The organism is Crocosphaera sp. (assembly GCF_030064895.1).
In the GTDB taxonomy this organism is placed as follows: Bacteria; Cyanobacteriota; Cyanobacteriia; order Cyanobacteriales; family Microcystaceae; genus Crocosphaera.
The window spans coordinates 19722-31839 of sequence record NZ_JASJEB010000066.1 but is presented as its reverse complement, the minus strand read 5'-3'; the positions used below and the strand labels follow the sequence as shown (position 1 = coordinate 31839).

12 protein-coding genes and 1 tRNA gene are annotated in these 12118 nt (G+C 38.3%); 5 read left to right on the top strand and 8 right to left on the bottom strand.

Annotated elements, in window-relative coordinates:
- The first annotated feature begins 109 nt into the window (after window positions 1-109).
- The gene (locus tag QNJ66_RS15515) at window positions 110-463 is read left to right on the top strand and encodes a PIN domain-containing protein (RefSeq protein ID WP_300508458.1); all 354 of its coding nucleotides are present in this window, start codon (window positions 110-112) and stop codon (window positions 461-463) included.
- Window positions 464-532: 69 nt separating this feature from the next.
- On the opposite strand, the gene QNJ66_RS15510 is transcribed toward QNJ66_RS15515, so the two are convergent.
- The 5 genes from QNJ66_RS15510 to gshA all read right to left on the bottom strand — a co-directional run bounded on the left by QNJ66_RS15510 (window position 533) and on the right by gshA (window position 5357).
- The gene (locus QNJ66_RS15510) at window positions 533-778 is read right to left on the bottom strand and encodes a hypothetical protein (RefSeq protein ID WP_300508456.1); all 246 of its coding nucleotides are present in this window, start codon (window positions 776-778) and stop codon (window positions 533-535) included.
- A 157-nt stretch (window positions 779-935) separates the two neighbouring features.
- A tRNA-Met gene (locus tag QNJ66_RS15505) sits at window positions 936-1009 on the bottom strand.
- 131 nt (window positions 1010-1140) lie between these two features.
- Complete coding sequence (locus QNJ66_RS15500; protein WP_300508455.1) at window positions 1141-3174, bottom strand: peptidoglycan DD-metalloendopeptidase family protein; 2034 nt, start codon at window positions 3172-3174, stop codon at window positions 1141-1143.
- A gap of 455 nt (window positions 3175-3629) precedes the next feature.
- A complete protein-coding gene (locus QNJ66_RS15495; RefSeq protein WP_300508454.1) occupies window positions 3630-4091 on the bottom strand; it encodes a tRNA (cytidine(34)-2'-O)-methyltransferase in 462 nt (153 codons plus the stop codon).
- Between the two features lie 120 nt (window positions 4092-4211).
- Window positions 4212-5357: a glutamate--cysteine ligase gene (gshA, locus tag QNJ66_RS15490; protein ID WP_300508452.1), complete on the bottom strand. Its 1146-nt coding sequence runs from the start codon at window positions 5355-5357 to the stop codon at window positions 4212-4214.
- 188 nt (window positions 5358-5545) lie between these two features.
- Between gshA and QNJ66_RS15485 the strand changes: the two genes are divergently transcribed.
- The 3 genes from QNJ66_RS15485 (at window position 5546) to QNJ66_RS15475 (ending at window position 7810) form a co-directional block, all read left to right on the top strand.
- Entirely contained in the window at window positions 5546-5956 is a 411-nt protein-coding gene (locus QNJ66_RS15485) for a hypothetical protein (RefSeq protein WP_300508450.1), read from the top strand.
- A 42-nt stretch (window positions 5957-5998) separates the two neighbouring features.
- Entirely contained in the window at window positions 5999-6127 is a 129-nt protein-coding gene (locus QNJ66_RS15480) for a type I restriction-modification system subunit M N-terminal domain-containing protein (RefSeq protein WP_300508449.1), read from the top strand.
- 741 nt (window positions 6128-6868) lie between these two features.
- Window positions 6869-7810, top strand: a complete 942-nt coding sequence (locus QNJ66_RS15475) for a type I restriction endonuclease (protein ID WP_300508448.1) — start codon at window positions 6869-6871, stop codon at window positions 7808-7810.
- Window positions 7811-7815: 5 nt separating this feature from the next.
- On the opposite strand, the gene QNJ66_RS15470 is transcribed toward QNJ66_RS15475, so the two are convergent.
- The 3 genes from QNJ66_RS15470 to QNJ66_RS15460 all read right to left on the bottom strand — a co-directional run bounded on the left by QNJ66_RS15470 (window position 7816) and on the right by QNJ66_RS15460 (window position 10452).
- Entirely contained in the window at window positions 7816-9021 is a 1206-nt protein-coding gene (locus QNJ66_RS15470) for a glycosyltransferase family 4 protein (RefSeq protein WP_300508446.1), read from the bottom strand.
- 75 nt (window positions 9022-9096) lie between these two features.
- Window positions 9097-9558 carry a hypothetical protein gene (locus tag QNJ66_RS15465; RefSeq protein WP_300508444.1) on the bottom strand — a complete coding sequence of 154 codons (462 nt, stop codon included), beginning with the start codon at window positions 9556-9558 and terminating at the stop codon, window positions 9097-9099.
- Window positions 9559-9960: 402 nt separating this feature from the next.
- Complete coding sequence (locus QNJ66_RS15460; protein ID WP_300508443.1) at window positions 9961-10452, bottom strand: hypothetical protein; 492 nt, start codon at window positions 10450-10452, stop codon at window positions 9961-9963.
- Between the two features lie 104 nt (window positions 10453-10556).
- Between QNJ66_RS15460 and QNJ66_RS15455 the strand changes: the two genes are divergently transcribed.
- Complete coding sequence (locus tag QNJ66_RS15455; protein ID WP_300508441.1) at window positions 10557-12026, top strand: leucyl aminopeptidase; 1470 nt, start codon at window positions 10557-10559, stop codon at window positions 12024-12026.
- Window positions 12027-12118 lie beyond the last annotated feature (92 nt).

Genomic DNA, 12118 nt, shown 5'->3' with positions numbered 1-12118 from the left:
CTCTATGAAGCAACTTGGGGAGATGAAGCGACAAAAATCTCAACAACATAAGAAAAGTTTGGGGTCTTTAGAAACCCCAACTTCTCAAAAGTTGGGGTAGTTCATAAGATTGCTCAATAGAGGAGAAGAATTTAGTTTACCAGAAATTGTTGATTATGAACTCAGAAGAGAATTATTAAGAGCGAAGAAATCTCAAGGTTTAAAACGATTAGATGAATTAAAGCAAATTATTGCCTATTTACCACTAAATACGGAAGTTATCTTATTAGCTGCTCAATTTTGGGCTAATGCAAGAAATCAGGGTAAACCAACTGCGAATAATCAGTCTTTAGATGGTGATGTTATCCTCGCTGCACAAGCAAAATATGAAGAATTAAAGGGTTATTCTGTGGTTATTGTAACAACGAATACAAAACATTTATCCTTCTTTGTTGACGCTAGGAAATGGCAAGAAATTGATTAACTTATTTATAAAATTTCTACTTTTTTAAAAGCACTGATGATAATGTTAGTATCTATAACGAATTTAAGCTTATTCATCAGCTAATATTTCCTCTAAAATTTCTGGAGTTAAACCGTTAGCTTGCGCTTCTTCACTGGCTTTATCCATCACTATTGAGAGTTTTTTTACTGCCTCTTGTCGTTTATTTTCTAGTTCTATGCTCAATATATTGTTGATTTTTGCTTGAATTTGTGCTTGAGTCTCTGTACTAGCTTGGCGATAAATTTTAGCTAATTCTGGCGATACTTTGATGGTAATTTCTTCTAAGTTTATCATTTTTTTCTCAATATTTAAAACTGAAAATTAACCCCTATATACAATATAATTTATTTATAGTTAACCGCAATAACTCTTAATAATCTTCATAACTCGGGAAGCAATCTAATTACTTGAATCCCTTAAGATATCTAGTTTTCAATGTTTTATTTTTGTATGGCTCGAGGCAGATTTGAACTGCCGACCTTGGGCTTATGAGTCCCCTGCTCTAACCAACTGAGCTACCGAGCCGTTTTTTTAGACCTTTTCTAGTGTAAAACAGTAAACACCAAATGTCTAGTCTATTTCAAAAAAAATCAGAGAAGCTTTATCTTCCCTGATTTCAGTTATATTATCCCTTAAATCTCTAACGAGATAGTGATTTAGCGTTTTCTACTCTTAGGTAAGAAGGCCATGGGGTTTTGTGCGCCTCTGCCTTTAGGATGAATTTCGTAGTGAAGGTGGGGACCAGTGCTGAAACCGGTGCTACCCATTTCAGCAATTTGTTGGCCTTGTTCTACTTTCTGACCACGACGTACTAAAATACGGCTATTGTGAGCGTATAAAGTGACACTGCCATCGGGGTGACGAACTTTAACCAATTTGCCGAAACCGCCAGAATTCCAACCTGCGCTGATAACTTCTCCAGGAGCAGAAGACACAATGGGAGTTCCCACAGGTGCCGCAATATCAATTCCCCTGTGCATTCTGCCCCAACGAGGACCATACCCAGAAGTGAGAACCCCTTTACTGGGCCAAATATGTCCAGTAAATCTCATGGGAGCATCGGGAAGAAAATCATCAGGGTTGGAGATACCAGGGAGTTCTGGACCCACAGCCGTTCCCACAGGAATTTGAAAGGCGTTGTTGTAAGTAGAAGGGTTACTAGGAGCAGCACTAATTAATTCTGGCTCTCTATTATTTCCATTATCTAACCTTTGTTCGATCGCCTGTTGGGGGGAGGTGATTGGGGCGCGCTCGCCAGACCATTCAGAGTTTAAGGCTTCTCCTACTACGGTTCTAGTTGTGGGACGGGGTTGGTTAAGAGAAATGTCTGAATCTCTCTGGCCATAATCCTGTTGTAAAGTGACGATATCAGCTTTCAACTGATCGGCATGGGATTGCTGAGCCGTAGAAATTTGTAATTCTACTTGTTCGGTACTACGAGTAGAAGTGTTATCAGTAGAAACAAAGTTTCTGGGGGCGCGATTTTCTGAGGAAAAATCGTCAAAGACAGAAGGTAAAGTGGTTCTTTGAGAAGATTCAGCCTGAGCGATGGCCGCATTTTGGGGAATCATTAGGGTTTGATTAACCCGAATTAGGTTGGCGTTGGTTATGCCATTAGCGCGGATTAATTCTTGAGTAGAAATCCCATGACTACGAGCAATACTGTTGAGTGTATCCCCTGGACGAACCCGATAAGCTTTTTTACTGGCTGGCTGAACGGTGGGTTGAGATCTAACTGGGCGGGGGGGTTGTATAAAGGAGGTTTGCTCAGGGGATATTATATCGATGGATTGACCAGTTCTAGGTGTTTCCTGTTGCGCTGGAACAACCTGGATGGTAACGGGTTGATCGGCTTCAATTTTAGCGGTGGTTTCGGTTTGTAGAGAAGGAACCACAGGAATGGTTGATTGTTCATCTTCGTCTAAAATTGATCCTTTTAGGGAAGCAACTTCTTCTTTTTCTTCCTTAGCCGTTATTTCGTCCTCTTCTTTTTCTGGACTAAATACGGGAATCTCAATAGCTTGAGCTACTTCTACTGTTTCTACATGAGTAGTCAGTGTCTCTTTTTCTTCTGGCTGCTTGAGGGGTTGACTAACATCAGCCACAGCTTTTTCTTCTCTGACACTGTTTACTTCTGCTGTTTTCAATTCCGCTAAGCTATCTTGCAGACGCTTGCGGGTTTGTTTGAGGTGATCAAGGGAGGTGTTGACAGATTTTGTGCCAACACTTTTATTTTGGCTGCTACTCTCTGGGGAGCTTTTTGGGGTAATTTTCTGAGATGAATCCTTATCGGAAGGAATTTTTATGGTTTCTCCTGGCTCCAACTTAGCCGTCAGTGTCAGATTATTGATGGCTGCGATCGCATCTGGTTTGACTCGATAGTTGTAGGCCAGTCTGGTAATAGTATCCCCTTCTTCTACTTTATGCTTCAGGGCTAAAGGAGAGAGTTGACTCTCCTCGCTGCGCGTATCTGAAGCATTGGGAATATTGGCAATAGCTGTATTGGCGGTCACAGAATTAGCTGCGATCGCTGCTTTATCTTCGGTCAATAACATACCGCTTGCGCCCATAGATATGGCTAGGCCGATCATTGCTGCTGAGCGACGAACCCGACTTTTCTCACTTGAGGCTAGTTTATTTTGAGAGTCTTCTAAAGAAGATATTGCTTCTAGTTTGGTGTGATCTGCCAAACTACAAGACGTTGATATTAGTTGATTAAATTTACCTTTCAAGGACAACCTCCTACTGTGTGAACGAGGGATTTAGACTATTAAGAGTCTTTATAAGATGATCTTTTAACTGAGTACACCCATCAGACGTTAGTTTTAGTTCAAATCGCAAAATAAGTCAATGTACCTAGTTACTATGTTATGAGAGATTAACTCGCGCTGATTGTAAACAAGCGTTAATCGATTGTAATCTACTCAGCAATTTTTCATCTATTTTTAATATTTGCTGCAAGACGCGAGTTGATTGACGCGACCAATTCGGAAAAGGTTTCATTCGTGGTCATTTCCTGGGCTTCAAGTCCCGATTTGATGGCTTTTTGGGCTTATGACTACTCTTTTACTTTGGCTCGTTTTTTAGGTGGGAATGATAGGAATTTCTTATTAAAAATATGATTAATTTCGTTATTCTCTGTTGGTTAATGTAGTTGATTTAACTGTCTTAAGGATTCAAATAAACCAATGGCTACACTAACAGATAGGTTAAGGCTGCGGACTTCAGGGTGAGGCATGGGAATATAGAGCATTTGATCACATTTTTCCCTAAATTCGTCGGGTAATCCCTCGGTTTCGCTACCAAATACTAACCAGTCTTTTTCTTGAAAATTACACTCTCCATAGCAGGATTTTCCTCTGACACTAAATCCTAGTAACCTACCTTCTTGTTGCTTCTGAAAGCTTACAAATTGCTCTAAATCCCCATAATAATGCAGCTTAACATGGGGCCAATAATCTAGTCCAGCGCGTTTTAAATAGCGATCGCTCAATTCAAAGCCTAATGGACCCACTAGATGCAGTTCTGTGTTAGTAGCAGCACATGTTCTGGCGATATTGCCTGTATTTGGCGGAATTTGAGGATGGACTAAAACGACTCTCGGCATAATAATTGATAGTTTTTTTTTATGAATGAACGGCTATGGGTAAATAATTAGTTTTCTTAAACGGTTCTTATTCTTTGATTGGCAAATTTTATAAATTATTCAATAAAATTTAAGCATTTTTTAAGCAACTAAGAGTGCGTCACAGAGTTTATCTTCTAACATTTTTTCTTGTTGGGCCATGGTTTCTATTTCTTCTCTAATAATTGAAGGAATATCGGGAGAAATTTCATATTTTTTTAACCACTGTTGTGCCATATTTCCGTTACGAAGAATCTTTTTAAGGGGAGAGAGGAAACAACTAAATCCATTTTGTTTAGCTAAGGGGGCGACTTCTTCGTACATTTGTTCGATCCAGGTGGTGGCTTTAATTTTACTGCCATCTCGCCAATGAGACAGTTCTGCGTCTAAACTGTGTTTAGCTACTGCCATTTCATTTTTATGGGTGATATCGAGTAGGGTATCGGGGGAGAGTTGACTATTTTTGAGGGGGTCGAGGGTATTATCTTCCATGAGTTGTAGAAGACGAGATTCTAATAAGGCGATCACAGATAATAGGGCGATGGGATCAACGATTAAGTCGCAAATTCTCAATTCTAAGCGATTGAGATGGTAAGGTCGATTATTACCGTTAGGACGCACGGATGTCCATAAATGACGGACATTTTGCATGGTTTTTAGTTGCAGTTGTTCTTCTGTCCAGCGAATAAAATGATTATGACTTTCAAAGAAGGGTACTTTTTGGGGGGTTTGAGGGAACATTTGCCACCGAGTGGAGTGGTATCCGGTTACCTGTCCATCTAAGAAGGGAGAAGATGCACTCAAAGCGAGATATAAAGGGGCTTCAACCCGTACTAAACGGCAAGCTTTTATCAATAATTCTGGATCGCTGATACCGATGTTAATATGAATACTGGCGGTGACAACATCGGTACCGTAGGTGTTTTCAATGTAGCTATGATAAGGATTGATGGGATCTGAACGGTAAAAATGTTTACTATCGCCTAAGGAGAGGGTACTACCTGGAATAATAGTGTAATTGCCAATTTTTGGTAAATATTCTCTTAAATTTTGTCTGGGACGAACTAAGGCACAAAGAAGGCGATCATAACAGGACAAAGGGGCGGTAGTATATTCAACATTACGACTATCGGGTTCTCGCACAAATCCGTTAAGATCCTTGATGATGCGATCGGACAATCCCACTATTTCTCCTTGGGGTGTCCCTGTGTACATTTCAACTTCAACGCCTTTACATAGTCTTGCCATAAGCTCTCTGATAGCCTCTCTGTTGTGGCCTTATTTTATCTATTATTAACGATTTTGACGAATAAATGATCAATTATTTTTGTTTTTTTTGTTTTTTTTGTTTACATTTGTTGCTTTTTTCTGGGTCAGTTAGTAGTGAGTCTGTTAGGAAGAATAGGGAACAGAGAACAGGAAACGGGGAAGGGATAATGTATCTTGCTGAATCTCGGTTAATTAATCAAGGAGAGGATGAAAATAATATTAATACTGATGGTTCTCCTAATATTATAGATCAGGGGAATTTTATTACTGGTGTTTGGCGTGGGTTTCATGAAGCTGAGGGATTAATGGTTTATTATGGTTATCAATTTCGGTCTAATGGGAGTTTTGTTGCCAGACATCGTATTTATCAGGAAAGGGAAACTTTGGAGGATATAACTTGGCAGGGAGAATGGCAATTTATAGACAATATTTTAAAGATAAAAGCTGTTAATTCACAGGATAAAACTCAACAAGGGATGTTTGAATTTAGGTTAACAGAAACTTTTAAATTAGCTTATCAAACAGGTTCTTTATCTGCTGCTTATCAAGGTATTATTTTAAATAAAATTGGCTATTAACTGTTAAGATGAAAATTGACGTTACAAAGGCACAAAATTTCTATGGATTATACTGTACATAACAAAATTATCTCATTTATTTGGCAGATTGCTGATGATTGTTTGAGGGATGTTTATGTACGGGGAAAATATCGAGATGTTATCCTCCCTATGTTCGTCTTGACAAATTAAACGAATTAAAACAGATATTAATATCCAATGCAGTAACAGGAAAAATTAAGGTATCGTAGGGGCATAATATTATTATGCCCTTATCCTAATTTATATTCAACACAATTCAGGTTATAGCAGTCGCCAAAGCTATTAGGACATTTTTCTGTTCCCTGTTCCCTGTTCCCTGTTCCCTTAAAATATAATTTATGTGTCCTAACTAGCCTGTCTATTGCTATATATGGAATTATATTTGGGTTCAATGGTGTAGGGATTGAACGTTGTAGGGGTTGAATATTATTCAACCCCTACGGAATTATTGTGATAATTATAGGATTATATTATTAAAGGAAATTTTATTAATAATTGTAGGATTGTATTATAGCTTTTCTCGGACTCATGAGGTACACCTAACTCCTGCCCCCTACCTCCTGCCTCCTGCCTCAAAGCGATAACCTCTGTACCTCACAAGTATGAGAAGTGCTATATTACACGAAATGTTATTGATGATTATGGGATATATTATTACACGAAATGTTATTGATGATTATGGGATTATATTATTACACGGAATTTTATTAATAATGACGGGATTATATTATTACACGGAATGTTATTGATGATTATGGGATATATTATTACACGGGATGTTATTGATAATTGTGGGATTATATTTGGATTCAATGGTGTAGGGATTGAATGTTGTAGGGGTTGAATAATATTCAACCCCTACGGGGAATAATCTAATATAAAGCAATAATTATGACCAGTCAAACTTACGAAAAAGCCTTAGAAACCTGCATCGAAACTGCTTTAATAAACTCAGGATATAAACAAGGAAAATCAACCGATTTTAACCCAGAATTTGCAGTTGATACTGCTAAATTTTGGCAATTTCTAGAAACAACTCAACCCGAAGAATTAGAGAAACTAAAAGACCATCGTAACTGGCAAAGACTAATATTAGAACGTCTCAACCGCAAAATTATAAAAGATGGGGTTATCTCCGTTCTGAAAAAAGGAATCTCTCTCGATAATGCCCATTTAACCCTACTCAATAGTCTCCCCTACAAGGACTTAAACCCCCAAATAAGATCCGATTTTCAAAAAAATATTTTTTCTGTTACTTGTCAAGTTTATTACTCCAAAAATAACCGAAAATCTATTGATATTATTCTCTTTATTAATGGCATATCTGTTATTACTTTAGAACTGAAAAACCCCTGGACAAATCAAACAGTTTACAACGCCAAAGAACAATATAAAAAAGATCGAGATCCTCAAGAACCTTTATTTAACTTTGCCCGTTGTTTAGTTCATTTGGCTGTTGATACTGATGAAGTTTATATGACCACTCATCTAGAAGGAAAAAACACTTATTTTTTACCATTTAATAAAGGAAATAATCACGGCAAAGGCAAATCAATTAACCCTAATTGTCACAAAACGGCTTATCTTTGGACTGATATATTAACTCCAGAAAGTTTAACCAATATCATAGAACATTGTGCTATTTTTGTAGTTAATAACCCCGACCAACAAAACAGAAATATTGCCTTAGAACAGATTATTAAACAAGCAGTTAACGCCGAACTTCGCCGAGAATTAGACCTTTATAAACGCTATGCTTCAGATCCCGAATTTAAACGAGCATTTGACCAAATTATTATCGCTTTTTTGCTAAATCATCAAGACGTATCCTAATTTAATTAATTGTTCAATATCCAGTCAATATGTTGAGGTAATAACTTAGATAAATCATATTTTTCTTGAATAGTTTCCCTAGCTTTCACTCTTAAATCAGCCATTTTTTCAGGATTATCTAACACCTCTTCTATGCGTTCAACTATCCGATCAATGGCAAAAAAATCAACTAATAAACCATTAACCCCATCTTCTATAACTTCCTCAACTGGTGGCGTTTTGGAACCCAAAACTAAACCACCCGTAGACATTACTTCCAACATAGACCAAGAAAGAACAAAAGGACGAGTCAAATAAACATGAACCGATGAAGCTTGGATCACTTGTAAATATTGAGAATAGGGTAACGATCCTGTAAAATGTAACCGAGATAAATCATAGTCAAATGTTTCCAACATTAACTGTTTATAAGTCTTCCCATCCGGTAGAGATCGCCCATAAGCCACCCTGTCTTCCCCTACAATAACCACATGACAATTAGTCCGTTTTTTTAACAAAATAGAAACCGCCTCCATGAACTGAGGAAAACCCCGATAAGGTTCCATTCCTCTAGCAACATAAGTAACAATTTCATCCACATTTGATAAGTCCAAATTTTTATCTTTTAAGACTAACTTTGCCCCAGGTTTCGGTTGAAAATAGTTAGTATCTATCCCATCATGACACACTGTAATTTTACTATGAAATTCCGGGGGAAATTGTTGTCTTTGCCAATAGGTAGGAGATAAACCGCGATCGCAACTATACAAGTCAGTCAATATCGGTGTATTCTTAATCCTAATACGCGCTTCATCATCTGCTGTTAAGGGTTCCTTGGGATCGAAGTCCGCATCGCTTCCGTGGGCGTGATAAAACCATTCAAAAAAACATAATAACTCAGCTTTGGGAAAGATATCTTTAATAAACAGCGTTGGGCCCCACCCAGAATGACCATAAACCAGATCGGGGATGAATCTTTCTTTTTTTAACTGTTCTGCTAAACGATAAACTGCCTGTCCTTGGAGTACAGCATTTTCTAGGTTTCTCACATAATGATGGGTTTCGGGACGGGCTTCACGAGAAGGGGTGTAGATAGCTTTAAAAACCCCTGGAATACTGCCTTCTTTGCGCTTTGTGCCAAATACAACCTTGTTTTTGGGATTTTTGGCCAAAAGGGTTGCTAAATGGCGGAATTGTGCCGGAAAATTAGGATGTAAAAATAGAATATTCAATTTCGACTTATTCCATAAAAAATAGTCTAGAACTAAGTTCTAGACTACAACCAAAACGAAACTTAAATCAAGGAATTAAACTCGTCTCATTCCCATTTGAGAAGCTATTTCTTTGAAGTTATTTAAACTGGGGCCGGGACGACGACGAGGAGTAGAAGTCATATAAAATTTAGTAGCAAAACCTACTTCTTTGGGTTCTTCTTTTTTAGTCGCTTCAGTATTAGTTAGAGTAGGAGAAGTGGGAACAATTTCGGTTTTGGGTTCTGCTTTTTTAGCTTTGTTTTTAATAGATGTCTTCTTAGTTGTTTTAGCTGGAGCAGGTTGTTCAACAACTTCTGTGGTTGCCTCCGGTGCAGGAGTTTCTACTTTAACCTCCGGTGCAGGAGCTTCTACTTTAGCCTCCGGTGCAGGGTTTTCTACTTTAGCTTCAGGTGCAGGAGCTTCTACTTTAGCTTCAGAAGTAGGAACACTACTAGCCTCATCTAATTCTAAGAAGAATTCCTTTTTTTTACCACCACCGAGTAACTTTTTCAACATTGTTTCTAATCTCCTAAAAAGTGAGTTAATAGATAATTGAATTCACGAAAATCTATATCTAAGAAACTTCATGGCTACATACCAACTTTCCTAGATTAAGTCAACAGTTTGCTTAAACTAATTCACTGGTTGTTTAAGCTTATTTTTATTTTCCTTTCTTAACCATCAAGCCAGATTTAGAAACTTTTTGCAATGATTCTTAACAAAACTTAATAAATAAATTAATCTTTCTAGTGTATTACAATTGTACTGAGTAGAGGCTTAAATAAGCTGTTAAGCGTCTAAATTACTATACTAGACGGACGGGTAGAGGAGAAAGCTAATTTGTTGCTTAACCTCATGATCTGCGGTTTAAATGCACAACACCTTATTCTTAACCCCCTAAATCCAAACTTAAATTAATTAGCGTTTAAAACTAAATTTTTGGTTTATTTTTTCTCCGTTAATATCAGAAAGAATAGTAACTTGATATTCTCCTGATTCAGTTTCAGAAAGCATACCGTGATAATGATTTCTATCAGCTTCATAATTCAAAGGAATAGTTTTTTGTTCACCATTGGGTAATTGAAGTTGACCTTGAACTTGAGCAGTCTTAACTTCTTTATTGCCTTCACCTTCTTGTAAATAAAAAGCAAGATGAATACCCTTATCATTGGGAACGGTGACAAGTTTTAAGGTGTATTCACCTGACTTAACCATTTGTTCGGTCTGGGAATGTTTTCCGTGATGATGATTATGATCATGACTGTCATGTTCTGAGTGGTTTTCTTCGGAAATTGTTTCGGAATTAGAACCCACTGACTCATCTGAAGTAACCGTGGGATTTGTACAACCTACGAGGAAAAATAATCCCATACTACCTAAGCAAAATAAACCTAATTTTATTCTTTTCATGATTCAACTCTTCTAGATAAACAGAACACATTATATTAAATAGCTAAGAAAATAGTAGAATTATTAAAGGTTAATTTTAGATAAATACTTGGGAACACATAGGTATGGATATTCGTGGAACCGATACCCCTTTGTTAGATTGGAGTGGAGACGCGATCGCTTTGGGGTTATTTGAGGAAGAAACAACTTTAACAGGGGAATTAAGCCAGTTAGACGAAAAAACTGGAGGAACCCTGGCAGAATTAATCGAAGAAACGGAGTTTGAAGGAAAATCCGGCAGTAGTGCTGTCACTCGTATTGGTGGGGGTAGTGCCATCCGTAAACTCATTCTAATAGGTTTAGGCAAAAAAGATGAGTTAAGCTTAGATAGCCTACGTTTAGGGGCTGCTGCTGTTGCTCGTATCGGCAAAAAAGAGAAGGTAAAAAGCTTAGGTATTAGCTTTCCTGTGGTGGAAAATGAAGCAACTAGCACCGCAGCGATGGCTGAAGGTATGATCCTCTCTTTGCATCAAGATAACCGTTTTAAGTCCGAACCCGAAGACAAACCCTTAAAACTGGAAACCGTTGACATTTTAGGGGTTGGGGCCCAAAGCGAAGCGGTTGAACAAGCACAAACCATAACTTCTGGGGTTATTTTAGCACGAGAATTAGTAGCAGCACCGGCTAATAGCGTCAACCCCGTCACCTTTGCTGAAACCGCCCAAACCTTAGCCACAGAATACGGTTTAGACATCGAAATTTTAGAACAAGACGAGTGTGAAAAACGAGGAATGGGAGCATTTTTAGGGGTGGCCAAAGCCTCAGATTTACCCCCGAAATTTATCCATTTAACCTATAAACCAACCGCCACACCCAAACGAAAACTGGCCATCGTTGGTAAAAGTTTAACCTTTGATTCTGGTGGTTTAAACTTAAAAGGGTCCGGTAGTGGCATCGAAACCATGAAAATGGATATGGGTGGTGGTGCAGCCACATTAGGGGCGGCCCAAGCGATCGCGCAATTAAAGCCGGATGTGGAAGTTCACTTTGTCTGTGCCGCTACAGAAAACATGATCAGTGGCAGGGCCATGCACCCTGGAGACATTTTAACCGCCTCAAATGGCAAAACTATCGAGGTGAATAACACCGACGCTGAGGGACGTTTAACCCTGGCTGATGCCTTAGTCTTCGCCGAACAATTAGAAGTGGATGCGATCGTTGATCTCGCTACCTTAACCGGCGCTTGTCTTGTGGCTTTGGGGAATGATATTTCTGGTTTATGGAGTACAGACGAAACCCTGAAAGAAGAGCTTAAAACCGCCTCTGAAACAGCCGGAGAAAAGTTCTGGGTGATGCCCATGGAAGATAAGTATTTTGAGGGATTAAAGTCTCCTATTGCAGACATGAAAAACACTGGACCGAGGGCTGGTGGTTCTATTACCGCAGCTTTATTCTTGAAACAGTTTATCAAAGAAACTCCTTGGGTTCATTTGGATATTGCTGGGCCGGTTTGGGCCGATAAAGAAAATGGTGTTAATAATGCCGGGGCAACTGGGTTTCCTGTGAGAACTTTGGTTAACTGGGTATTGGCTTAATTGAATGTAGAATTAAGAATGTAGAATTAAGAATTTATTTCTTTCTTCATTCTTAATTTCTCCTAATTTTCTTATGCAAAATAACTTTATTT

Bases quoted from the DNA above. Each gene is read 5' to 3' on its own strand.
- QNJ66_RS15510 (WP_300508456.1), bottom strand. From the start codon at position 778: ATGATAAACTTAGAAGAAATTACCATCAAAGTATCGCCAGAATTAGCT.
- QNJ66_RS15495 (WP_300508454.1), bottom strand. From the start codon at position 4,091: ATGCCGAGAGTCGTTTTAGTCCATCCTCAAATTCCGCCAAATACAGGC.
- gshA (WP_300508452.1), bottom strand. From the start codon at position 5,357: ATGGCAAGACTATGTAAAGGCGTTGAAGTTGAAATGTACACAGGGACA.
- QNJ66_RS15485 (WP_300508450.1), top strand. From the start codon at position 5,546: ATGTATCTTGCTGAATCTCGGTTAATTAATCAAGGAGAGGATGAAAAT.
- QNJ66_RS15480 (WP_300508449.1), top strand. From the start codon at position 5,999: ATGGATTATACTGTACATAACAAAATTATCTCATTTATTTGGCAGATT.
- QNJ66_RS15475 (WP_300508448.1), top strand. From the start codon at position 6,869: ATGACCAGTCAAACTTACGAAAAAGCCTTAGAAACCTGCATCGAAACT.
- QNJ66_RS15465 (WP_300508444.1), bottom strand. From the start codon at position 9,558: ATGTTGAAAAAGTTACTCGGTGGTGGTAAAAAAAAGGAATTCTTCTTA.
- QNJ66_RS15460 (WP_300508443.1), bottom strand. From the start codon at position 10,452: ATGAAAAGAATAAAATTAGGTTTATTTTGCTTAGGTAGTATGGGATTA.
- QNJ66_RS15455 (WP_300508441.1), top strand. From the start codon at position 10,557: ATGGATATTCGTGGAACCGATACCCCTTTGTTAGATTGGAGTGGAGAC.